Origin of the sequence: Mycobacteroides saopaulense (assembly GCF_001456355.1) — a bacterium.
GTDB classification, from domain to species: Bacteria; Actinomycetota; Actinomycetes; order Mycobacteriales; family Mycobacteriaceae; genus Mycobacterium; species Mycobacterium saopaulense.
The window spans coordinates 2219188-2239900 of record NZ_CP010271.1 but is presented as its reverse complement, the minus strand read 5'-3'; the positions used below and the strand labels follow the sequence as shown (position 1 = coordinate 2239900).

At 65.6% G+C, this 20713-nt stretch carries 17 protein-coding genes and 1 riboswitch; of the genes, 13 read left to right on the top strand and 4 right to left on the bottom strand.

Annotated elements, in window-relative coordinates; translation table 11 throughout:
* Window positions 1-42 precede the first annotated feature (42 nt).
* From MYCSP_RS11195 to gcvP, 13 genes are all read left to right on the top strand, one after another.
* Entirely contained in the window at window positions 43-1320 is a 1278-nt protein-coding gene (locus MYCSP_RS11195) for an acyl-CoA dehydrogenase family protein (RefSeq protein ID WP_083013322.1), read from the top strand.
* A 36-nt stretch (window positions 1321-1356) separates the two neighbouring features.
* Entirely contained in the window at window positions 1357-2190 is an 834-nt protein-coding gene (locus tag MYCSP_RS11190) for a GNAT family N-acetyltransferase (RefSeq protein WP_083013323.1), read from the top strand.
* A gap of 39 nt (window positions 2191-2229) precedes the next feature.
* A complete protein-coding gene (secA2, locus tag MYCSP_RS11185; RefSeq protein WP_162266232.1) occupies window positions 2230-4563 on the top strand; it encodes an accessory Sec system translocase SecA2 in 2334 nt (777 codons plus the stop codon).
* 56 nt (window positions 4564-4619) lie between these two features.
* Window positions 4620-5216, top strand: a complete 597-nt coding sequence (locus MYCSP_RS11180; protein ID WP_070912520.1) for a CDP-alcohol phosphatidyltransferase family protein — start codon at window positions 4620-4622, stop codon at window positions 5214-5216.
* A 1-nt stretch (window position 5217) separates the two neighbouring features.
* Window positions 5218-6186 carry a DUF881 domain-containing protein gene (locus tag MYCSP_RS11175; RefSeq protein ID WP_083013324.1) on the top strand — a complete coding sequence of 323 codons (969 nt, stop codon included), beginning with the start codon at window positions 5218-5220 and terminating at the stop codon, window positions 6184-6186.
* 36 nt (window positions 6187-6222) lie between these two features.
* Window positions 6223-6555: a small basic family protein gene (locus MYCSP_RS11170; protein WP_005058551.1), complete on the top strand. Its 333-nt coding sequence runs from the start codon at window positions 6223-6225 to the stop codon at window positions 6553-6555.
* Between the two features lie 4 nt (window positions 6556-6559).
* Window positions 6560-7318: a DUF881 domain-containing protein gene (locus tag MYCSP_RS11165; protein ID WP_083013325.1), complete on the top strand. Its 759-nt coding sequence runs from the start codon at window positions 6560-6562 to the stop codon at window positions 7316-7318.
* 55 nt (window positions 7319-7373) lie between these two features.
* Window positions 7374-7769 carry a glycine cleavage system protein GcvH gene (gene gcvH / locus MYCSP_RS11160; protein ID WP_083013326.1) on the top strand — a complete coding sequence of 132 codons (396 nt, stop codon included), beginning with the start codon at window positions 7374-7376 and terminating at the stop codon, window positions 7767-7769.
* 259 nt (window positions 7770-8028) lie between these two features.
* Window positions 8029-8502, top strand: a complete 474-nt coding sequence (gene garA, locus MYCSP_RS11155) for a glycogen accumulation regulator GarA (protein ID WP_070912523.1) — start codon at window positions 8029-8031, stop codon at window positions 8500-8502.
* On the top strand, window positions 8499-9242 hold the full coding sequence (gene ftsR / locus MYCSP_RS11150) for a transcriptional regulator FtsR (protein ID WP_064393459.1): 744 nt from the start codon (window positions 8499-8501) through the stop codon (window positions 9240-9242). The genes garA and ftsR overlap by 4 nt, the downstream gene beginning before the upstream one ends.
* Window positions 9243-9287: 45 nt before the next feature.
* Window positions 9288-9791 (top strand): bifunctional nuclease family protein, encoded by a 504-nt coding sequence (locus MYCSP_RS11145; RefSeq protein WP_088413800.1) that lies wholly within the window; start codon window positions 9288-9290, stop codon window positions 9789-9791.
* Between the two features lie 224 nt (window positions 9792-10015).
* Window positions 10016-10639: a MerR family transcriptional regulator gene (locus tag MYCSP_RS11140; RefSeq protein ID WP_070912524.1), complete on the top strand. Its 624-nt coding sequence runs from the start codon at window positions 10016-10018 to the stop codon at window positions 10637-10639.
* 61 nt (window positions 10640-10700) lie between these two features.
* Window positions 10701-10798: riboswitch (glycine riboswitch) on the top strand.
* A 184-nt stretch (window positions 10799-10982) separates the two neighbouring features.
* Window positions 10983-13823 (top strand): aminomethyl-transferring glycine dehydrogenase, encoded by a 2841-nt coding sequence (gcvP, locus tag MYCSP_RS11135; RefSeq protein ID WP_088413799.1) that lies wholly within the window; start codon window positions 10983-10985, stop codon window positions 13821-13823.
* A 63-nt stretch (window positions 13824-13886) separates the two neighbouring features.
* Here the strand turns inward: gcvP and MYCSP_RS11130 are convergent, their stop codons facing one another.
* The 4 genes from MYCSP_RS11130 to MYCSP_RS11115 form a co-directional block, all read right to left on the bottom strand.
* A complete protein-coding gene (locus tag MYCSP_RS11130) occupies window positions 13887-15731 on the bottom strand; it encodes a VWA domain-containing protein (protein WP_088413798.1) in 1845 nt (614 codons plus the stop codon).
* 179 nt (window positions 15732-15910) lie between these two features.
* Entirely contained in the window at window positions 15911-18118 is a 2208-nt protein-coding gene (locus MYCSP_RS11125) for a malate synthase G (protein ID WP_083013329.1), read from the bottom strand.
* A 99-nt stretch (window positions 18119-18217) separates the two neighbouring features.
* Window positions 18218-19273, bottom strand: coding sequence for a hemolysin family protein (locus tag MYCSP_RS11120; RefSeq protein WP_083013390.1), 1056 nt, complete (start codon window positions 19271-19273; stop codon window positions 18218-18220).
* Window positions 19274-19278: 5 nt separating this feature from the next.
* Complete coding sequence (locus tag MYCSP_RS11115) at window positions 19279-20628, bottom strand: hemolysin family protein (protein WP_070912527.1); 1350 nt, start codon at window positions 20626-20628, stop codon at window positions 19279-19281.
* Window positions 20629-20713 lie beyond the last annotated feature (85 nt).

Sequence of the window (20713 nt, the reverse complement as noted above, 5' to 3'; positions counted from 1 at the left end):
CCCGTTCGTTATCGACCACTTTCACCGAAGAAAGCAGGACACATGCTCGACTGGTCACCCATTGACCTCGCGGTGCGTGACGCCGTTCGCCAGTTCATCGACAAGGAGGTCCGGCCTCACGTCGATGCACTGGAATCCGGCGAGATGGAGCCGTACCCCATCATCCGGAAGATGTTCGCCACCTTCGGCATCGACGCTCTTGCCAAAGAGGCGCTGCAGAAGCAGATCGAGAAGAAGAAGGCTCGTGAAGCCGCGCTCGCGGCCGGAGAGCCGCCGTCGGATTCCAAGAAATCCGACGGCGGCGGGGGAGCCATGGGCCTGGCCGGCGGCTCGGCCGGCATGGGATTCGTTCTCACCAGCGAAATCTCGCGCGTCTGCATGGGTCTCGTGACAGGTATGGGCGTGAGCATGGGTCTGACCGTGCCGACCATCGCCTCCCGCGGCACCGCCGCGCAAATGGAGCGCTGGCTGCCCGAGTTGGTCACTTACGAGAAGGTGGGCGCCTGGGCCATCACCGAACCCGACTCGGGCTCCGATGCATTCGGCGGCATGAAGACCTACGTGACACGCGACGGTGAGGACTACATCCTCAACGGCCAGAAGACCTTCATCACCAACGGGCCCGACGCCGACGTCATCGTCGTCTACGCCAAGTTGGACGAGAAGGACCCGTCGGTCGACAAGCGGGATCGCAAGGTGCTGACCTTTGTGCTGGACAAGGGTATGGAAGGCTTCACGCAGTCGAAGCCCTTCCGCAAGATGGGGATTCACAGCTCCCGCACCGGCCAGCTGTTCTTCGAGAACGTGCGCCTGAGTAAGGATCGGCTGCTCGGCGAGACCGAGTCCAACGATCAGGGAGACGGCCGCGACAGCGCGCGCGCCAACTTCTCGATGGAACGCATCGGGGTGGCGGCGCTCGCACTCGGAGTCATCGAAGAGTGTCTGCGTCTCTCGCTGGATTACGCCAAGACACGTACCTTGTGGGGCAAGGAAATTGCTCAGTTCCAGCTCATCCAGCTCAAGCTGGCCAAGATGGAAGTGGCGCGACTCAATGTGCGCAACATGCTGTTCCACGCCATCGAGAGCCTGTCGGAGAACAAGACACCGTCGCTGGCGGAGGCTTCTGCCATCAAGCTGTACTGTTCCGAGGCCGCCACCGATGTCGCGATGGACGCCGTGCAGCTCTTCGGCGGCAACGGCTACATGACGGAGTACCGCGTCGAACAGCTGGCACGCGATGCCAAGTCACTCATGATCTACGCCGGCAGCAACGAAGTTCAGATCACCCATATCGCCAAGGGGCTGCTGGCAGAGAAATAGCTCGACACACCAGCGCCGCCGTATCACGCTAGGGCGATGCGGGCGCATCTTCACGAGGATCTGGCGCAGTACTGGGCCCTGGCCGGGCCGCTGTATTCCGCCGATCCCGTGGTGCACACCTTCGAGCTTCACGTGGCGGCACGGCTTCGACAGACCGGCCCCGATCCGGCGCTGACGCTCATCACGTTCACCGATCGGGACGAGCTGGTGGGCGCCGCATTCGGCACCGGTCAGGGGCTCATGTGCAATGCCATCCCCGGCCCCGGGGTCGGCCCAACCGTCGGCCTGCTGACAGATCGCGCAATTCGGCTGCCCTCGGTACGCGGATCGCGCGGGGTGACCGAGGCCCTGGCTAAAGCCTGGACAAGGTCGACCGGCGCCACCGTCGCGGCCACCACCGACGAGCGGCTCTACCGTCTCACCGATCTGCTCTCGCCACGGGTTCCGGGGAAGCCGACGCTGGTCGCCCCCGGGAACATCGAGTCCCTGGTGCCCTGGAGCATCGAATACGCCAAGGAAACCTTCGGCGCCGATAAGCAGGCCGCCGAGGCACTGCTCTGGCTCGCCGGTTCCTATCAGCTGGGGGACGTCTACCTGCGCTGGGAACAGGCCGGCACCCCCGTTGCGATGGCGGGCGTGCGCGCACCGATCGAGGGCGTCTCGCGAATCGGCCCGGTCTACACGCCGCGACAGCACCGCGGCCACGGCTACGGCAGCGCCATCACCGCTGCCGCCTGTGCCTGGGCGTACCGGGCCGGGGCACGCGAGATCGTCCTCACCACCGACCTGGCCAACCCGACCTCCAACTCGATCTACCGCAAGCTCGGATTCCGGGCCGTCGCCGATTCGGTGATCGTGGAGTTCGCCTGACGGTGCTTATCGGGCGCCCATCGTGCTCTGACGTACCGTGTGCATGTGCGCAAGTCGAACACCGCCTCACGGTTCACCGGAAAGTTCTGGAAGCTGCTCGGTGCCACCACCGACAAGAACCAGAGCCAGTCGCTGGAGCTCGTCGATGCCTCGAAGAAGTACGACGAGAAGGCCAAGGACCTCACCGACGAACAGCTCACCAAGGCGGCCAAGAAGCTCGACCTCACCGAGGGCCTCGAGTCCAAGGACATCGGCCAATTCCTGGCCATCGTGCGCGAGGCCGCCGAACGCACGATCGACGAGCGGCCCTTCGATGTGCAGCTGCTGGGCGCACTGCGCATGCTCGACGGCGACGTCATCGAGATGGCCACCGGCGAAGGCAAGACCCTGACCGGAGCGATCACGGCCGCCGGCTACGCGCTGGGCGGACGCAGCGTGCACGTCATCTCGGTCAACGACTACCTGGCCCGGCGCGACGCCGAATGGATGGGACCGTTCCTGGAGCGGATGGGTCTGACTGTCGGCTGGATCACCGAGGAGTCCACCGCCGACGAACGTCGTAAGGCCTACGCTTGCGACGTCACCTACGGATCGGTCAACGAGATCGGTTTCGATGTGCTGCGCGACCAGTTGGCGATAGATGTCGACGACCTGGTGTCGCCGAGTCCCGATGTCGCCGTGGTCGACGAGGCCGACTCCGTGCTCGTCGACGAGGCGCTGGTGCCACTGGTGCTGGCCGGAACCAGCCACCGGGAGGCACCCAGTTCGGAGGTCATCGAGGCGGTACGCGAGTTGACCGCCGGCGAGGACTACGAGGCCGACAACGACCGCCGCAACATCTTCCTGACCGACACCGGTGCCCAGAAGCTGGAAAAGCGGCTGGGGAACATCGACCTGTATTCCGAACACCACGTCGGAACCACCCTCACCGAGGTGAACGTCGCACTGCACGCGCACGTGCTCCTGGAGCGCGATGTGCACTACATCGTGCGTGACGGAGCCGTCCACCTCATCAACTCCTCACGCGGGCGCATCGCCGCCCTGCAGCGCTGGCCCGACGGCCTGCAGGCGGCCGTCGAAGCCAAGGAAGGCATCGAAACCACCGACACCGGTGAGGTTCTCGACACCATCACCGTGCAGGCGCTCATCAACCGCTACCCGCGGGTCAGCGGCATGACCGGCACCGCGCTCGCGGCCGGCGAGCAGCTGCGGCAGTTCTACAAGCTGGGGGTCTCACCGATCCCGCCCAACACCCCGAACATTCGCGAGGATCAACCCGACCGCGTCTTCATCACCGAGGCGAGCAAGAACGACGCGATCGTCGCGCATATCGCCGAGATCCACGCCACCGGCCAGCCGGTGCTCGTCGGCACGCACGACGTCGCCGAATCCGAGGCGCTGCATCACCGGTTGGTGCGGGCGGGGGTTCCCGCGGTGGTTCTGAACGCCAAGAACGACGCCGAGGAGGCGCGCGTCATCGCCGAGGCCGGGGCGCTCAACGTGGTGACGGTCTCCACCCAGATGGCCGGCCGCGGTACCGACATCCGGCTGGGCGGGTCCGACGAGTCGGACCCCAAGAGACGAGCCGCCGTGGTCGAGGCCGGTGGGCTGCATGTCGTCGGCACCGGGCGGCACCGCACCGAACGGCTCGACAACCAACTACGCGGGCGCGCCGGACGCCAGGGCGACCCGGGATCCTCGGTGTTCTTCTCCAGCTGGGAGGACGAGGTCGTTGTGGCACACCTGGATTCGGCCAAGCTACCCACCGAAACCGATGACGACGGACAGATCGTCAGCCCCAAGGCCGGCGGCCTGATCGACCACGCCCAGCGCGTCGCCGAGGGCGCGATGCTCGACCTGCATGCCAACACCTGGCGTTACAACCAGCTGATCGCACAGCAGCGCGCCATCATCTCCGATCGTCGTGACACCCTGCTGCGCACCGACACCGCCCGCAAGGAACTGCAGGAACGTTCTCCCGAGCGCTACGACGAGCTGGCCGAGGAACTTTCCGAAGAGCGGCTGGAGCGCATCTCGCGGCAGATCATGCTGTATCACCTCGATCGGGGCTGGGCAGATCACCTGGCGTACCTCTCCGATGTACGAGAGAGCATCCACCTGCGGGCGCTCGGACGACAGAATCCGATCGACGAGTTCCACCGGCTTGCCGTCGACGCGTTCGCATCGCTGGCCGCCGACGCGGTGGAAGCAGCCCAGCAGACCTTCGACACCGCGAATCTGGTTGACGAAGAACAGGGACTGGATCTGTCCAAGCTCGCCCGGCCGACGTCGACGTGGACGTACATGATCCACGACGACCCGCGCAAGAACGACAGCCTCTCGATCCTGAACCTGCCCGGCGTCTTCAGCTGACGACAAGCCGCCTGTTTGCGCGGGGTATCTCTTCGCGAATATGAGAGGCTGGCCGGATGGGAACCGCGGAACCGTCAACCGGCGACGACCGGATTCTCACGATCCCCAACCTGCTGAGTGTCATCCGCTTGGCGTTCATCCCGCTGTTCCTGTACTTGCTGCTGGTGACGCATGCCGACGGCTGGGCTGTCGCCATCCTGATGCTCAGCGGCTTTACCGACTGGGCCGATGGCAAGATCGCCCGGCTGATGAATCAGTCGTCGCACCTGGGGACCCTGCTGGACCCGGCCGCCGACAGGCTCTACATGGTCACCACCCCGATCGCGTTCGCGATCCGGGACATCGTGCCGTGGTGGATCGTGATCACCCTGCTGGCCCGGGATCTCATTCTCACACTGGGCCTGCCGATCGTGCGCCGGCGCGGAATCGAGGCGCTGCCTGTCATCTACATCGGCAAGGCCGCCACCTTCGCGTTGATGTCTGCGTTCCCACTCATCCTGATCGGCGAATGGGACTCGTTGTGGGGCAGGGTGATCGGCCCCTGTGGGTGGGCATTCCTGATCTGGGGGCTGGGCATGTACCTGTGGACGTTCGTGCTCTACGTCGCACAGATCGTCATGATCGTCCGGAAGCTGCCGAAGGTGAGTACCTGAGATGGGGACGCAGGATCCGCCGGCGGGTGGGCGGGACCCCCAGATACACGGCACCGGGCCGCATCTCATGGGCGGCTTCGAACCCGAGGAGGGCCTGGGACATCACACTGCCAACAGGCCCAAGCGCAATCCGGTGCCCTCACTGCTGCGTACGCTGCTCTCCGATCACCTCGACGCCGGATATGCCGAGGCGGCGGCAGCGCGACGGGGCGGTGCGGCACCGCGCTCGCGACTGGCCGAATGGGGTTGGCAGGCAATCGCTGCCATTGCCATCGCCGCGGTCTTCGCCGCGGCGGTCGCTCAGACGACACGTATCGCACCGGGCGTCAAACAGGAGAAGCAGGGGCTTCTGGCAAGCATCCGCAGTGAACAGCGCGATACGGGAGCACTGGAGTCGACTCGCGACCAGCTGTCGGGCGAGGTTGCCGGTGCCCGGCGCAGCCAGCTGGAGGGCAACGAGCAGGGCAAGGAACTGCTGAATCAGTTGGATCAGTTAGGCCTTTCGGCAGCGAGCACCGAGGTGCGCGGTCCCGCGCTCGTCGTAACGCTGGCCGATCCAGGCAGCGGCGGCGACCTCTCCGACGTCTCGAAGGAGCGCATCCCACGCAGCCAGCAGGTCATCCTGGATCGCGACATGCAGCTGGTCGTGAACTCTCTGTGGACCAGTGGCGCGGAGGCTATTTCGATCTCCGATGTGCGTATCGGCCCGAATGTGACCATGCGGCAGGCCGGGGGAGCGATCCTTGTCGACAATCAACCCACCAGCTCGCCATACCGAATCGTGGCCATCGGTCCGGCCAACACGATGAAAGCCGCATTTGAGCGCAGTCCGGGAATGGCCCGGATGCGGCTGCTGCAGAAGTCGTACGGCATCCGGCTCACCCTCGCCACCCAGGAGGACGTGCAGATGGCCCCGGCAGCCAATCGGGATGTCAAATACGCCAAAGAGATTCCTCCGGGGAACCGGTGAGGGAGAGTCGACCGTGACGTGGAGAGGAAGTAGACGATGATCGGCATAGTCGCGCTGGCGATCGGCGTGGTTCTGGGGTTGGTGTTTCACCCGAACGTGCCCGACGCCGTCGCCCCATATCTGCCGATCGCGGTGGTGGCCGCGCTCGACGCCCTGTTCGGCGGCGCCCGTGCGTATCTGGACCAGATATTCGATTCGAAGGTCTTCGTGGTGTCCTTCGTGTTCAACGTCCTGGTAGCGGCGCTGATCGTGTTCGTCGGCGACCAGCTCGGCGTCGGCACGCAACTGTCCACCGCCATCATCGTCGTTCTCGGTATTCGGATCTTCGGAAACGCTGCCGCACTACGGCGCAGGTTGTTTGGGGCGTGAGCCGATGACGGATTCACAGCACGAACCGCATCCCGGCAAACACGAGATGCCCAAGACACGCCGGCCGTCGACCCGCACGCAGGTGACGTTCGGGGTGCTGGGCGTGGCACTGTGTGCACTGCTGGGACTGGCAATCACCACCCAGGTTCGCCAGACCGAATCCGGTGATGGTCTCGACACCGCGCGACCGGCCGACCTGCTGGTGCTCCTCGACTCGTTGCAGCAGCGCGAAGCCAACCTCAACAAGGAAATCGCGGATCTGCAGCAGAGCCTAATCACCATGCGCGCCAGTGGAACCGGCAATCAAGCCGTGATCAACGACGCCAAAGCCCGGCTGTCGGCGCTGTCCATCATGGTGGGGACCGTCGGCGCCACCGGACCGGGTGTGATCCTCACCATCGACGACCCTGGACAAGGCCTGGGCCCGGAAGCGCTGCTCGACATCGTCAACGAGCTGCGGGCGGCGGGTGCCGAGGCCATTGAGATCAAGGCCGGCGACAAATCCGTGCGCATCGGGGCCGATTCGTGGGTCATCGGCGCACCTGGACAACTCGTGGTGGATGGCACAACCCTCTCGCCCCCGTATTCGGTTCTGGCGATAGGCGATCCGCCGACACTCGCGGCGGCGATGAACATTCCGGGTGGCGCCATGGACACCGTCTCGCGGGTCGGCGGCAGCGTTACCATCGACCAGCCGGCGCGCGTGGACATCACCACCTTGCGAGAACCGAAACCTCGCCAATACGCTCAGCCCGGCAAGTAGCCCTGCGGGCTCAGCTACTACGCAGACCACTGACCGAGAGCAAGGATGACTCACCGTGACCGAAATTCCTGCCGACCTGCACTACACCGAGGAACACGAGTGGGTGCGGCGCACCGGTGACACCACCGTGCGTATCGGAATCACCGACTACGCACAGTCCCAACTCGGTGACGTGGTGTTCGTCCAGCTGCCGGACGCCGGTTCCGACCTGACCGCCGGCGCCACCTTCGGCGAGGTGGAGTCGACCAAATCGGTGTCGGACCTGTTCGCCCCCATCACCGCCAAAGTCGTTGCCGTAAATGGCGATTTGGACTCCAACCCACAACTGGTCAACTCCGACCCGTACGGCGAGGGCTGGTTGGTGGATCTTGAGGCCGCCAGTGCTGCGGATCTCGATGCGGCTCTTAATGACCTCTTAGACGCGTCGGGATATGGTGACGCCACCGATTAGGAGGGCACCGGTTCTCCAAACGGTCTGACGACCAGAATTTCGGGTGGACCACTGCCGGATACGGCAGAGGTGGCCCGTTACGGGCAGTCAGACGGTACGGTCGGAAATGAGCGGCGATGAGCGCTCGTCGCGAAGAGCACTGAGTTGATGAGCGCTCGTCGCGAAGAGCATGAGGGCAGATGAGGGTCGCGAAGAGCTTCAGGCTCGGCGAGATCCGCACTGACAATCGAATCCTCCCAGTGGCGAGGAAGAAGGAGCGATGGTGACCGATAACGACAAGGACGACACGTCAGGCGAGGTCACCGCGGAGACGACCTCGGTGTTCCGCGCCGATTTCGCCACCGAGTTGGAGGCGCCCGCGCAGGCCGGGACCGACGTGTCTGGTGTCGAAGGATTGCCCGCCGGGTCGGCGCTGTTGGTGGTCAAACGTGGCCCCAATGCCGGATCCCGGTTTCTGCTCGATCAGGCAACCACATCCGCAGGACGGCATCCCGACAGCGACATCTTCCTCGATGACGTCACGGTGAGCCGTCGCCACGCCGAATTCCGGCTTGACAGTGATGAATTCCAGGTCGTCGACGTGGGCAGCCTGAACGGCACCTATGTCAACCGCGAGCCCGTGGATTCCGCGGTCCTGGCCAACGGCGACGAAGTCCAGATCGGAAAGTTCCGCCTGGTCTTTTTGACCGGACCGAAGTCGGCAGGCGATGATTCCGCCTCGGGTGGCCAGTGACAGCTCCCGACCGGCCGGCTCTCACCGGAATGTCGATCGGGTCGGTACTCGACCTGTTGCGTCCGGAGTTTCCGGATGTCACGATCTCGAAGATTCGATTTCTCGAATCGGAGGGACTGGTTACCCCGTCGCGTAGCGCGTCGGGGTATCGCCGGTTTTCGGCCTATGACGCCGAACGGCTCCGATTCATCCTGACCGCCCAGCGCGATCACTACCTGCCGTTGAAGGTGATCAAGGAGCAGCTCGACGCGCAGCCCGATGGAGCGCTGCCTGATGTGGCGGGATTCACCGGCGGCCCTCGTCTATTTGCCATCACCGATGGCGACAGCACCAACAGTGTTGCCCGTCAAGGAATCCCATCTACCCGGCCCACCCGCCTGTCCCGCGAGGATCTGCTGTCACGGTCCGGCGCCGACGAGGTGTTGCTGACCTCGCTGATCAAAGCGGGGATCATCACCGCCGGACCGGGCGGTTTCTTCGACGAATACACGGTGCTGATCGTCCAGTGCGCCGCCGAGCTGGCCGACTATGGCGTCGAGCCACGGCATCTGCGCACCTTCCGGTCAGCCGTCGACCGTGAGACCGACCTGATTGCCCAGATCGTGGGCCCAACCGTCAAAGCCAACAAGGCAGGAGCCCGCGACCGCGCCGACGACCTGATCCGGGAGGTGGCCGCGCTGTCCATCGCGCTCCACGGCGCGATGATCAAGTCCGCGGTGCGCGGCGTCCTCGATCGCTGAGGACTAGACTCGCGGTACGACAGAAGTACTGGTGTTGGAGGCACGATGAGCGAAGTTCGAGTCGTGGGAATCCGCGTGGAACAGCCCCAGAACCAGCCGGTGTTGTTGCTGCGCGAATCCACAGGAGATCGTTACCTACCCATTTGGATCGGCCAGTCGGAGGCGGCGGCCATCGCGCTGGAGCAACAGGGCGTTGAGCCGGCACGGCCGCTCACCCATGACCTGATCCGTGATCTCATTGCTGCCCTTGGGCATTCACTCAAGGAAGTCCGGATTGTGGACCTGCAGGAGGGCACGTTCTACGCCGATCTGGTTTTCGACAGCGATATCCGGGTGTCGGCACGGCCGTCGGATTCGGTGGCGATCGCGCTGCGTGTCGGAGTTCCGATCTACGTCGAGGAAGCGGTGCTCGCCGAGGCGGGTTTGATCATTCCCGACGAGGACGACGAGGACTCCGGCGGAGCGTTGCGCGAAGACGAGGTGGAGAAGTTCAAGGAGTTCCTGGACAGCGTGTCGCCCGACGACTTCAAGGCCACCGAAGGCCCGTGACACGGCCTTAAGTAACGAGTAAGTCTCAACCTGACCTTTACAGTCTCGACCCGGGCGCGTCGCGTTGACCGTGATTTCAGGGGGGTCATAATTTGACTCAGCGGCCGGCACGGGGCAGCGCAAGGGGCGTATGCTCGGAGAATTCGTGCTTGGACGAACGCACTACCGGCGAACTGAGAACCACAGGACGGTAGCCGGAGAAGCGATCGCGAGAGGGAGCAGAAGTGGTTGACGAGCCGCAGCAGGGGCAGCTGGAGATGACATTGGACAACGGCGCCACCGGTTCCGCTGACTCCGCGTCTGCCGGGCCTGTCCAGCCGGGTCTTTTCCCGGACGACTCCGTTCCCGACCAGCTCGTCGGCTATCGCGGTCCCAGTGCCTGCCAGGTTGCCGGCATCACCTACCGCCAGCTGGACTACTGGGCGCGCACCTCGCTGGTGGTGCCCTCCATCCGCGGCGCCGCGGGTTCTGGTAGCCAGCGCCTGTACTCGTTCAAGGACATCCTGGTCCTCAAGATCGTCAAGCGACTGCTGGATACCGGCATCTCGCTGCAGAACATCCGCGTCGCCGTGGAGCACCTGCGCCAGCGCGGCGTCGAGGACTTGGCCAACATCACCCTGTTCTCGGACGGCACCACCGTCTACGAGTGCACCTCCGCCGAAGAGGTCGTCGACCTGCTGCAGGGCGGACAGGGTGTGTTCGGCATTGCCGTCAGCGGTGCCATGCGCGAGCTGACCGGCGCCATCGCCGAGTTCCCCGGGGAGCGTGCCGATGGCGGCGAAACCATCGAGGCGCCCGAGGATGAACTGGCCTCCCGCCGCAAGGATCGCGCCCGCAAGATCGGCTGATCCGCCGCTCATTCCCGCCGGTCTGAACCAGGCGGTCGACTCGCGTAAACTGGTCGGGCATCGCCCGTGGGCGGGAGAGTGTCATGATCGCCAGTCATGGCCGCCGAAGGAGCAACACCTCTCCGTCAATCTCTCAGGCCCCCGAACCGCTCTCGGCCCCGATGCCTCTGAAAAGTGGTGATCCGGTAGATAGCCGGAGCACCCGCCGACGGGGAAAGGCTCTTACCTGGAAATTCACCGGGTAAGACGACCGAATCTCTCAGGCGCCCGCGACGGGTCGATGACAGAGGGAGGGGAGACGCTGTCGTGCGCCCAGCGCGCGACTCGGCCCTCCGGGAGCGCCATGTCTTTCGCCGACCGCCACATCGGTCCGACCACCGCCGACATCGACACCATGCTCGCCACCATCGGCGTGGCAAGCCTCGATGAACTGGCCCAAAAGGCCCTTCCGGCCAGCATCCTTGACGCGGTACACGGCGGCCCCGACGGACCGAGAGCCGCCGGGCTGGACGCACTGCCCGCCGCGGCATCCGAACATGAAGCGCTGGATGCGCTACGAAAACTGGCCAACCAGAACACCATTGGCGTCTCGATGATCGGACAGGGCTACTTCGACACGCTGACGCCGCCGGTGCTGCGACGCCACATCCTGGAAAACCCCGCCTGGTACACCGCCTACACGCCGTACCAGCCGGAGATCAGCCAGGGCCGACTCGAGGCGCTGCTGAACTTCCAGACCATGGTCTCCGAGCTCACCGGCCTGGACATCGCCAATGCTTCGATGCTCGATGAGGGCACCGCCGCCGCCGAGGCCATGACACTCATGCATCGCGCCGTGAGGTCCTCGTCCAACCGCCTGATCGTGGATACCGACCTGTATGCACAGACCGCCGCCGTGATCGCCACCCGTGCCACACCGCTCGGTATCGAGGTGGTGACCGCCGATCTGGCCCAGGGGCTGCCCGACGGTGACTTCTTCGGGGTGATCGTGCAGCTGCCCGGCGCATCCGGGGTGGTACGCGACTGGACGGCGCTCATCGCCGAGGCTCATGATCGCGGCGCACTGGTGGCTGTCGGCGCCGACCTACTGGCGCTCACCCTGGTGGCGCCGCCCGGAGACATCGGTGCCGATGTCGCCTTCGGTACCACGCAGCGCTTCGGCGTGCCCATGGGATTCGGTGGGCCGCATGCCGGGTACCTCGCGGTGCACACCGCCCACGCCCGGCAGCTGCCCGGGCGCCTCGTCGGAGTGTCGGTGGACGCCGACGGCGCGTCCGCCTACCGGCTCTCGCTGCAAACCCGCGAACAGCACATCCGTCGCGACAAGGCGACCAGCAATATCTGTACCGCGCAGGTGCTGCTGGCCGTGATGGCCGCCATGTACGCGAGCTACCACGGCCCGGAGGGGCTGCGCGCCATCGCCACCCGGGTACACCGCAATGCGCAGCTGCTGGCCTCGGGGCTGACTCGCGGCGGCCACACCGTGGTGCACGGCCAGTTCTTCGACACCGTGCTGGTGCACGTGCCCGGCAAGGCCGCCGAGATCCAGGCCGCCGCCAAGGCCGAGGGCGTCAACATCTGGAGACCCGACGGCGATCACGTCTCGATCGCCTGCGACGAGGCGACCACGCTGCCGCACCTGGTCTCGGTGTTGCGGGCATTCGGATCCGATTTCGGCGGCGGCACGTCCGACACCTCGGACATCGCAACCCGCGACTCCGCCTACCTGACCCATCCGGCGTTCAACCGCTACCGCAGCGAGACCGAGATGATGCGGTACCTGCGCGCGCTGTCCGACAAGGATATTGCGTTGGACCGCAGCATGATCCCGCTCGGGTCCTGCACCATGAAGCTCAATGCCGCCGCCGAGATGGAACCCATCACCTGGCCGCAGTTCGCCGCACAGCATCCGTTCGCCCCGGCGAGCGATTCACGTGGCCTGCGCACGCTGATCGCCGACCTCGAGGGCTGGCTGGCCGACATCACCGGATACGACAACGTCAGCCTGCAGCCCAACGCGGGATCCCAGGGCGAGTATGCGGGCCTGCTGGCCATCCGGCAGTACCACATCGACCGTGGTGAGAGCGATCGCGACGTGTGTCTGATCCCGTCGAGTGCCCATGGCACCAACGCTGCCTCGGCCGCGCTGGCCGGCATGCGCGTCGTGGTGGTGGCGTGCCGCGAGAACGGCGACGTCGACCTGGACGACCTGCGGGCCAAGATCGCCGACAACGCCAGCGTGCTGTCGGCCATCATGATCACCTACCCGTCCACGCATGGCGTCTATGAGCACGACATCGCCGATATCTGCGCTGCCGTGCACGAGGCCGGGGGACAGGTGTACGTCGACGGCGCCAATCTGAATGCTCTTGTCGGGCTTGCCCGGCCCGGGCATTTCGGCGGCGACGTCAGCCACCTGAACCTGCACAAGACCTTCTGCATCCCGCACGGCGGTGGCGGGCCCGGCGTCGGACCTGTCGCGGTGCGCGGCCACCTCGCGCAGTACCTGCCGGGGCACCCGTACGCCGAGGAACTCCCGGCCGGGCCTCCGGTGTCCTCCGCGCCGTACGGTTCGGCGTCCATCCTCCCGATCACCTGGGCCTACATCCGGATGATGGGGCCCGAGGGCCTGCGCGCGGCCTCGTTGACGGCGATCGCCTCGGCCAACTACCTGGCACGCCGGCTCGACGAGTACTACCCGGTGCTCTACACCGGTGACAACGGCATGGTGGCCCACGAGTGCATCCTGGATCTGCGGGAGATCACCAAGAACACCGGTGTCACCGTCGACGACGTCGCAAAGCGCCTGGCCGACTATGGTTTCCACGCACCGACGATGAGCTTCCCGGTGGCCGGCACGCTGATGGTGGAGCCGACCGAGAGCGAGAGCCTGGCCGAGGTGGACGCCTTCTGTGAGGCGATGATCGCGATCAAGGCCGAGATCGACAAGGTCGGTTCCGGGGTGTGGCCGGTGGAGGACAACCCGTTGCGCGGTGCACCCCACACCGCCGAGTCCCTGATCGCCGACGAGTGGAATCACCCGTACAGCCGAACCGAGGCGGCCTACCCGCTCGGAAAGGGCTTCCGCCCCAAGGTGTGGCCGCCGGTGCGCCGCATCGACGGCGCCTACGGCGACCGGAACCTGGTGTGCTCCTGCCCGCCGATCGAGGCGTTCGCGCAGTAGGACGCCTCACTCCTCACGCGCGAGCAGGCCCCCGCTTGCGGGGGACTGCTCGCGGTAGGGAATCTAGGACACAAAGCGAGTGATGGCCGCGGCCAGCTCGGGGCTGTTCGAGGCCGCCACGTTCTGATACACACCGCCGGTCTGCTGCGCCAGCGTCTGCCAGGTCTGCTGATCGGAGTCGTTACCGAAATCGATCACGTTGATGCGCACCGGCTTCGCCGCATCCTTCTGGCGGTTGATCGTGTCGATCAGTCCGGCACCGTCCAGGGTTTGATCGGTGTGCGAGCGCCCCGCCACGATCAGGACCGAGTTCACCTGGTTGGGCCGGAACCCGTTGACCGCCTCCTGGTACACGTTGCGCAAGGTCGTGAAGGCCACTGCGCCATTGGAGGTCGGCTGCAGCGCCGTCAGCGCGTCGGCCACGCTCTGCGACCGGGGAATGCCCTCCACGTCGTCGGAGGCGGTGCCGAGGCGCACCACGGTGTTGCCCTCCTTGCCGTCGTACGTCCACAACCCGATACCCGAGCCGGGGGCGATGCTGCGTACGCGGTTGGCAAGGGCCCCAGTCACATCGGAGAACTTCACGCCATCGGAGGACAGCGAGGAATCCAGCATGATGGTGGTGGCGCCGGAGCCCGTCGAGGTGCCGTCGGCCAGCGCGACACGAACCTTCTCTTCGACGCTGAGCGGCTTGTCGATCTTGGCGAAGCTCACCACGTCACTGCTGGGCAGGTCCGCGCCCTCGGCGCGGAACCCGGCCGCGGCCAGGTCCTTGAGCTGGTCCTTGTCTCCCAGGAATCGCGCGAACTGGCTTGCCGCGGTGTGCTGCTCCTCGGAGAGCCAGGCACCATCCAGCTGCACGGTGGGGTAGTCGGCGATCGGGGTGGCCCCGGCGGGCTGCCAGGCGGCGATCACCTTCTTGGCGTCGCCGTTGCTGCGCGTGCGGGCATAGAGCTGCTGCTCGGTGGTGACCACCGCGTGCACCGCGGCAGCGGGCTGCTCGCCGCCGTCCAGCAGCGCGCCGATGGCATCGGACAAGTTGTTGGCGGGCAGCTTCGGGGCCGCCGCGGCCAACGATGCGGCCGCACCGGCGCCGAGTTCGGGTGAATCACCGGGGCGAACGCTGGCTGCCGCCACCGCCTCGGCGGCAAGCTGCGCGGCGTCGCCGTTGCCACTGGAGGGCAACACCAACCGCAGCGAACCCCAGCCGGGCAGGCCAACTCCGTCGAGCGAGTTCGGGACGTTCTGCAGCGCAGGCACATCCGCCCAACTCTTGTTGTCGGGAATGGCCTGGCGCAGTCTCGGCGTCATCGCGATCACCACGGGTGTGCTGACCAACGAGCGGCTGTCACTGATGATGTTGGTCTTGGAGGCCGCCTTCAGGCGTGCCGACGAAATCGAGCTACCCGGGATCCACAGGGCGGGCTGCTCTCCGAGCTCAGCGGGCCACTGACCCGTCAGTCCCTTGATCACGTTGGCCGTGTCCGCCGGGCGCACCGAGACGGTGAAGCAGTAGTCACCGATCACTTCGCGCTTCTTGTTGAACCGCTCCGACAACTCGCCGATCCGGTCCGCGATGGAGGGGTCGGCAACCACCGCGATGGCGTTGTCGCCGTGCACGCAGGTGGCAGAGGCCTCTGCCTGGTTGTCAGTGGTCCGGCGGTCGAAGTACCACCACAGTCCGATGGATACCGCGACCACCAGCACGGCCGCGATCGCGCCGATCAAACCCTTGCTCAGACCCCAGTTGCGGGTACCGCTGCTTCGGCGATGCGCTCGCTCGAAGCTGCCCGTGTCGAACTCCGAGGGGACGTTCGACTCATACCCTGCGTCGTGGTCGGGCTCCCAGCCGTCGTTATCGTCCCGATCGTTTGGGCTACCGGACCCAGATGCGCTGTGCCTGCCCATGGTGTCGTCGCGACCTTTCCTCGTGCTGTCGTCCGGCTGCTGGTGAGCCCCGTCCCGCGTCCGCCCGAGTCTACTGTCCTAGACCGCCCATCTCCTGGTGCGCGACACCAAATCGCGTCCAAACTGAGGCGACGCCGTACCCCGAACTTCAAGATCACGGCACGTCAGACGGCATTCGCCTACTTGGCCGCGGCGGCCTTGTACTCGCGGCGACGCCGGTGCAGGATCGGCTCGGTGTATCCGTTGGGCTGATCTGTGCCCTCCAGGATGAGCTCCTTGGCAGCCTGGAAGGCGATGTTGCTGTCGAAGTCGGGAGCCATCGGACGGTAGTCCTTGTCCCCGGCGTTCTGCCGATCGACAACCGGTGCCATCCGCTTGAGACCCTCGACCACCTCGTCCTCGGTGATGACGTCGTGGCGCAGCCAGTTGGCCAGCAGCTGGCTGGAGATGCGCAGAGTGGCGCGGTCTTCCATGAGCGCCACATCGTGGATGTCAGGAACCTTGGAGCAGCCGACACCCTGGTCGATCCAGCGGACCACGTAGCCCAGGATCGACTGGCAGTTGTTGTCGATTTCCTCGCGGATGTCCTCTGCGGTCCAGTCGTGACGCGACTCGGCCAGCGGAATGGTGAGCAAAGAGTCCAGCTTGGCGCGGTGCTTACCGGCCAGCTCCTGATCCACCGCCTTGACGTCCACCTGGTGGTAGTGCAGCGCGTGCAAGGTGGCCGCGGTGGGGGACGGCACCCAGGCGGTGGTGGCGCCCGCGCGCGGCTGCGCGATCTTCTGCGCGACCATGTCCGCCATCAGGTCCGGCATGGCCCACATACCCTTGCCGATCTGCGCCTTACCGGCCAAACCGGCGCCCAGCCCGGTATCGACGTTGTGGTCCTCGTACGCGAGGATCCACGGCTGCGACTTCATGACGGCCTTACGACACATCGGTCCGGCTTCCATCGAGGTGTGGATCTCGTCGCCGGTGCGATCCAGGAAGCCGGTGTTGATGAACACCACGCGGTCCGAGGCGGCCTTGATGGCGGCCTTCAGGTTGACGGTGGTCCGGCGCTCCTCGTCCATGATGCCGACCTTGAGGGTGGCGTGCGGGAGTCCGAGCACCTCCTCGACACGTCCGAACAATTCGGCGGTGAAGGCCACTTCCTCTGGCCCGTGCATCTTGGGCTTCACGATGTAGATGGACCCGGTGCGGCTGTTCTTCAGCGCACCGTTCTTCTTGCCCGAGCGTAGGCCGTGGATGGCGATGAGGCTGGTGAACAGCGCGTCCTGGATGCCCTCGGGCATCTCGTTGCCCTCGGCGTCCACGATGGCGTCATTGGTCATGAGGTGGCCGACGTTGCGCACGAACAACAGGCTGCGGCCGGGCAGGGTCAACTCGCCCTTGCCGTCCGGGGTGGTGAACACGCGGTCTTCGTTGAGCACCCGGGTGAACGTCTTGCCGCCCTTGGAAACTTCCTCGGACAGGTCACCCTTGTTGAGTCCCAACCAGTTCCGGTACCCGAGGACCTTGTCCTCGGCATCCACCGCAGCCACCGAGTCCTCGAAGTCCATGATGGTGGTGATCGCCGACTCCAGCACGACATCCTTGATGCCGGCCTTGTCGGTGGACCCGATCGGGGAGTCGGGGTCGATCAGAACCTCGATGTGCAGGCCGTGATTGACCAGCAGCACCGACCACTGCGGCTTGCCGAGCTTGCCGGTGTAGCCGACGAACTGGTCGGGGTTCTGCAGCCCGGTCGACAGCTCGTCACCCAGCTCGACGAGCAACTGGCCGTCGTCGATCTTCAGGCCGACAGCGTCCTTCCACGAGCCCGCCGCCAGCGGCGCGGCGCCATCGAGAACCTCGCGGGCGTAGGCGATGACCTTGTCGCCGCGAATCCTGTTGTACCCACCAGTCTCAGCGGACGCCTTCTCCGCGCCATCGGTTTCCGGGATGACATCGGTGCCGTACAGCGCGTCGTAGAGAGAGCCCCAGCGCGCGTTGGCGGCGTTGAGAGCGAAGCGCGCATTCAGGATCGGCACCACCAGCTGCGGTCCGGCCGTCGTGGTGATCTCGTCGTCCACGTTGGCGGTGGTGATGCTGAAATCTTCCGGCTCGGGGACCAGGTACCCGATCTCGGTGAGGAAGTCGCGATACGCCGACTGATCCAGCGGCTCGATGGCGCGCTGCCGGTGCCAGCGATCGACCTGAGTTTGCAGGTCGTCCCGCCGGTCGAGGAGCTCGCGGTTCCGCGGAGCCAAATCCGTGACTACTTTGTCGACCCCAGCCCAGAAAGCGTCGGCATCCACACCGGTGCCCGGGAGGGCCTCGTTGGTGATGAAGTCATACAGCACCCGCGCCACGCGTAGGTTGCCCACATCGACGCGATCACTCATCGCAACTCCTCTGTGTTGTCGGGGGTCTGGGACCGGCCGCTCCTGCGAATCGGTGAACATTGATCCTACTCATTGGTAGCCACCAACCCCGAAACCGCTCTATATGCGGTGAGTTCCGTCACGCACGGTGCCGACCAGATCCTCCACCAGGTCCTCGAGTGTGACCAGACCCACTACGCTGCCGTCTGTGGTCGACATGAGTGCCAGATGACTGTTGCTGCGGCGGAGAGTCGAGAGCGCCTCCGGCAGTGGAACAGAACCGTGCAAGCGGGGTAGCGGGCGAATAAAGGCGGGGTCGACGACCGCGTCCGGGTCGTCACCCATCGTCAGGACGTCCTTTATGTGCAGATAGCCGAGGTAATCCCCAGTGGGCCCAATAACTGGAAAACGTGAGTACCCAGTTTCTGCCACCGCGCTCTCGACGGCGTTGACCGACGGCGCCGGCGCCGCACCCGAGACGGCAATCGACCGAATCTGGTTAGCGGGCACGACGACGTCCGCGACCACGCGGTGCTGGATCTGCAGCGCACGACGCAGCCGGGTGTGTTCTTCCTCGTCGAGAAGCCCCTCGGAGAGCGACTCCGCAATCATTTCGGAGAGCTCCACGGTAGAGACGGTGACTTCCAGCTCGTCCTTGACCGGCACCTTGAACATCCGCAGCACGGTGTTGGCGCACCAGTTGTAGAAGCCGATCAGCGGTCGGGCCAGGCGGATGTAGACCAGGTACGGCGGGATCAAGAGCATGGCCGCGGATTCCGGACCGGCGATGGCGATGTTCTTGGGCACCATCTCGCCGAGCAGCACATGTAGCAGCACCACGATCGACAGCGAGACCACAAAGGCGACGGTGTGTGTCAGCGCCGGGGGTGCGCCCAACAGCTCGAAAGGGCGCTCCAGTAGGTGGGCGACGGCCGGTTCACCGATGCGGCCCAACAGGATTGAACAGATCGTGATGCCAAGCTGTGCGCCGGCAAGCATGAGCGACAGATTCTGGCCGGCCATCATCACCGTCACGGCGCGCTTCTTGCCTGCCTCGGCCAACGCCTCCAGCCGGTCCCTGCGGGCCGAGATGAGGGCGAATTCCGCACCGACGAAGAAGGCGTTCGCCAAAAGCAATGCGGCGGTGAGGAGAACTCCGAGTATGTCGCTGCCCATCGTGGTCATTCCCCCCGGCCGTCGGTGTCGGTCAGCTCGGTGAGTTCGATCTGATCGATCCGGCGCCCGTCCATGCTCGCCACGCGAGCCCGCCAGCGGGGGAGTTCGGCCAACGGATGGTCCGGCACCACGGCCGACAGTTCGACGGTTTCCCCGACGGTCGGGATATGTCCGAGCTCCTGCAGCACCAGGCCGCCGATCGTCTCGTACTCACCCTCGGGAGCCCGGTAACCGGTCGCCGCGGCCACCTCGTCGATGCGTAACAGGCCCGACACCACCCAGCCGCCGCCAGAAGACACGACGTCCGGCGTCGCGTCGTCGTGCTCGTCGCGAACGTCACCCACGATCTCCTCGATCATGTCCTCGACTGTGACCAGCCCGGCCGTGCCGCCGTACTCGTCGACCACCAGGGCGGTTTGCATGCCGTTCGCGCGCACCTGCTCCATGACCGCATCGCCGTCGAGGGTGGAGGGCACCACCGCCACCGGCCGGGCCAGCGTGGCCAGCGTGGTCGTCGCGCGCCGATCCCGTGGCACCTCGAAGATCTGCTTGACGTGCACGATGCCGATCGTCGCGTCGAGATCGCCTTCGGTGATCGGAAACCGGGAGAAACCGGACTCAACGGCGATGGCGACGAGGTCGGCCACCGTATCGGTCGCTTCGAGCGATTCGATCTCGGTGCGCGGGGTCATCAGCTCCTCGGCGGTACGGCTGCCGAATCGCAGCGACCGGTCGACCAGTATCGCGGTGGTCTCGTCCAGTGCACCGCTGCGCGCCGAGGTGCGCACCAGTGACCCCAGCTCTTGCGGCGAACGCGCCGAGCGCAGCTCCTCTGCGGGTTCGATGCCCATCCGGCGCAGTACCCAGTTGGCGATGCCGTTCAGCGCCCGGATCGCGAAGGCGAACACCGCCGAGAACAGCACCATGGGACCCGCGGTGGCCCGTGAGGTCCAGATGGGACGTGCCAGGGCGAAGTTCTTGGGCACCAACTCACCGAAGATCATCGATATCGAGGTGGCCAGGATCAGTGCCACTGCCAGCGAAATCGCGCTACTGACCGCGAAACCCGTGTACCCGAACAGCTGCGACACGAGACGCGCGATCACCGGCTCGGCGAGATACCCGGTGACGAGGGTGGTGATGGTGATGCCGAGCTGGGCACCGGACAGCTGGAACGAGAGGGTGCTGTGCGCCCGTTTGACCAGCCTGTCCCGGCCATCGCCGGCCTTGGCCCGCGCCTCGATGGAGCTTCGTTCCAGCGCGGTGAGGGAGAACTCCGCCGCCACGAAAAGCGCGGTGCCCGCCGTCAGGGCTACGAAGGCAAGCAGGCTCAGCCCGGTGAGTAAGACCGTCACCGCGTACTGGCCCCTTAGGTTGAGTGGTCACACGGCGTGACCATCGTGAGGCTTATGGTAACCGTGCAGGTGGCCGGCGGGGTGC

Bases quoted from the DNA above. Each gene is read 5' to 3' on its own strand.
- MYCSP_RS11195 (WP_083013322.1), top strand. From the start codon at position 43: ATGCTCGACTGGTCACCCATTGACCTCGCGGTGCGTGACGCCGTTCGC.
- MYCSP_RS11175 (WP_083013324.1), top strand. From the start codon at position 5,218: ATGGGGACGCAGGATCCGCCGGCGGGTGGGCGGGACCCCCAGATACAC.
- MYCSP_RS11130 (WP_088413798.1), bottom strand. From the start codon at position 15,731: ATGGGCAGGCACAGCGCATCTGGGTCCGGTAGCCCAAACGATCGGGAC.
- MYCSP_RS11165 (WP_083013325.1), top strand. From the start codon at position 6,560: ATGACGGATTCACAGCACGAACCGCATCCCGGCAAACACGAGATGCCC.
- garA (WP_070912523.1), top strand. From the start codon at position 8,029: ATGGTGACCGATAACGACAAGGACGACACGTCAGGCGAGGTCACCGCG.
- MYCSP_RS11170 (WP_005058551.1), top strand. From the start codon at position 6,223: ATGATCGGCATAGTCGCGCTGGCGATCGGCGTGGTTCTGGGGTTGGTG.
- MYCSP_RS11120 (WP_083013390.1), bottom strand. From the start codon at position 19,273: ATGGGCAGCGACATACTCGGAGTTCTCCTCACCGCCGCATTGCTTTTG.
- gcvP (WP_088413799.1), top strand. From the start codon at position 10,983: ATGTCTTTCGCCGACCGCCACATCGGTCCGACCACCGCCGACATCGAC.
- MYCSP_RS11125 (WP_083013329.1), bottom strand. From the start codon at position 18,118: ATGAGTGATCGCGTCGATGTGGGCAACCTACGCGTGGCGCGGGTGCTG.
- MYCSP_RS11145 (WP_088413800.1), top strand. From the start codon at position 9,288: ATGAGCGAAGTTCGAGTCGTGGGAATCCGCGTGGAACAGCCCCAGAAC.
- MYCSP_RS11190 (WP_083013323.1), top strand. From the start codon at position 1,357: ATGCGGGCGCATCTTCACGAGGATCTGGCGCAGTACTGGGCCCTGGCC.
- MYCSP_RS11180 (WP_070912520.1), top strand. From the start codon at position 4,620: ATGGGAACCGCGGAACCGTCAACCGGCGACGACCGGATTCTCACGATC.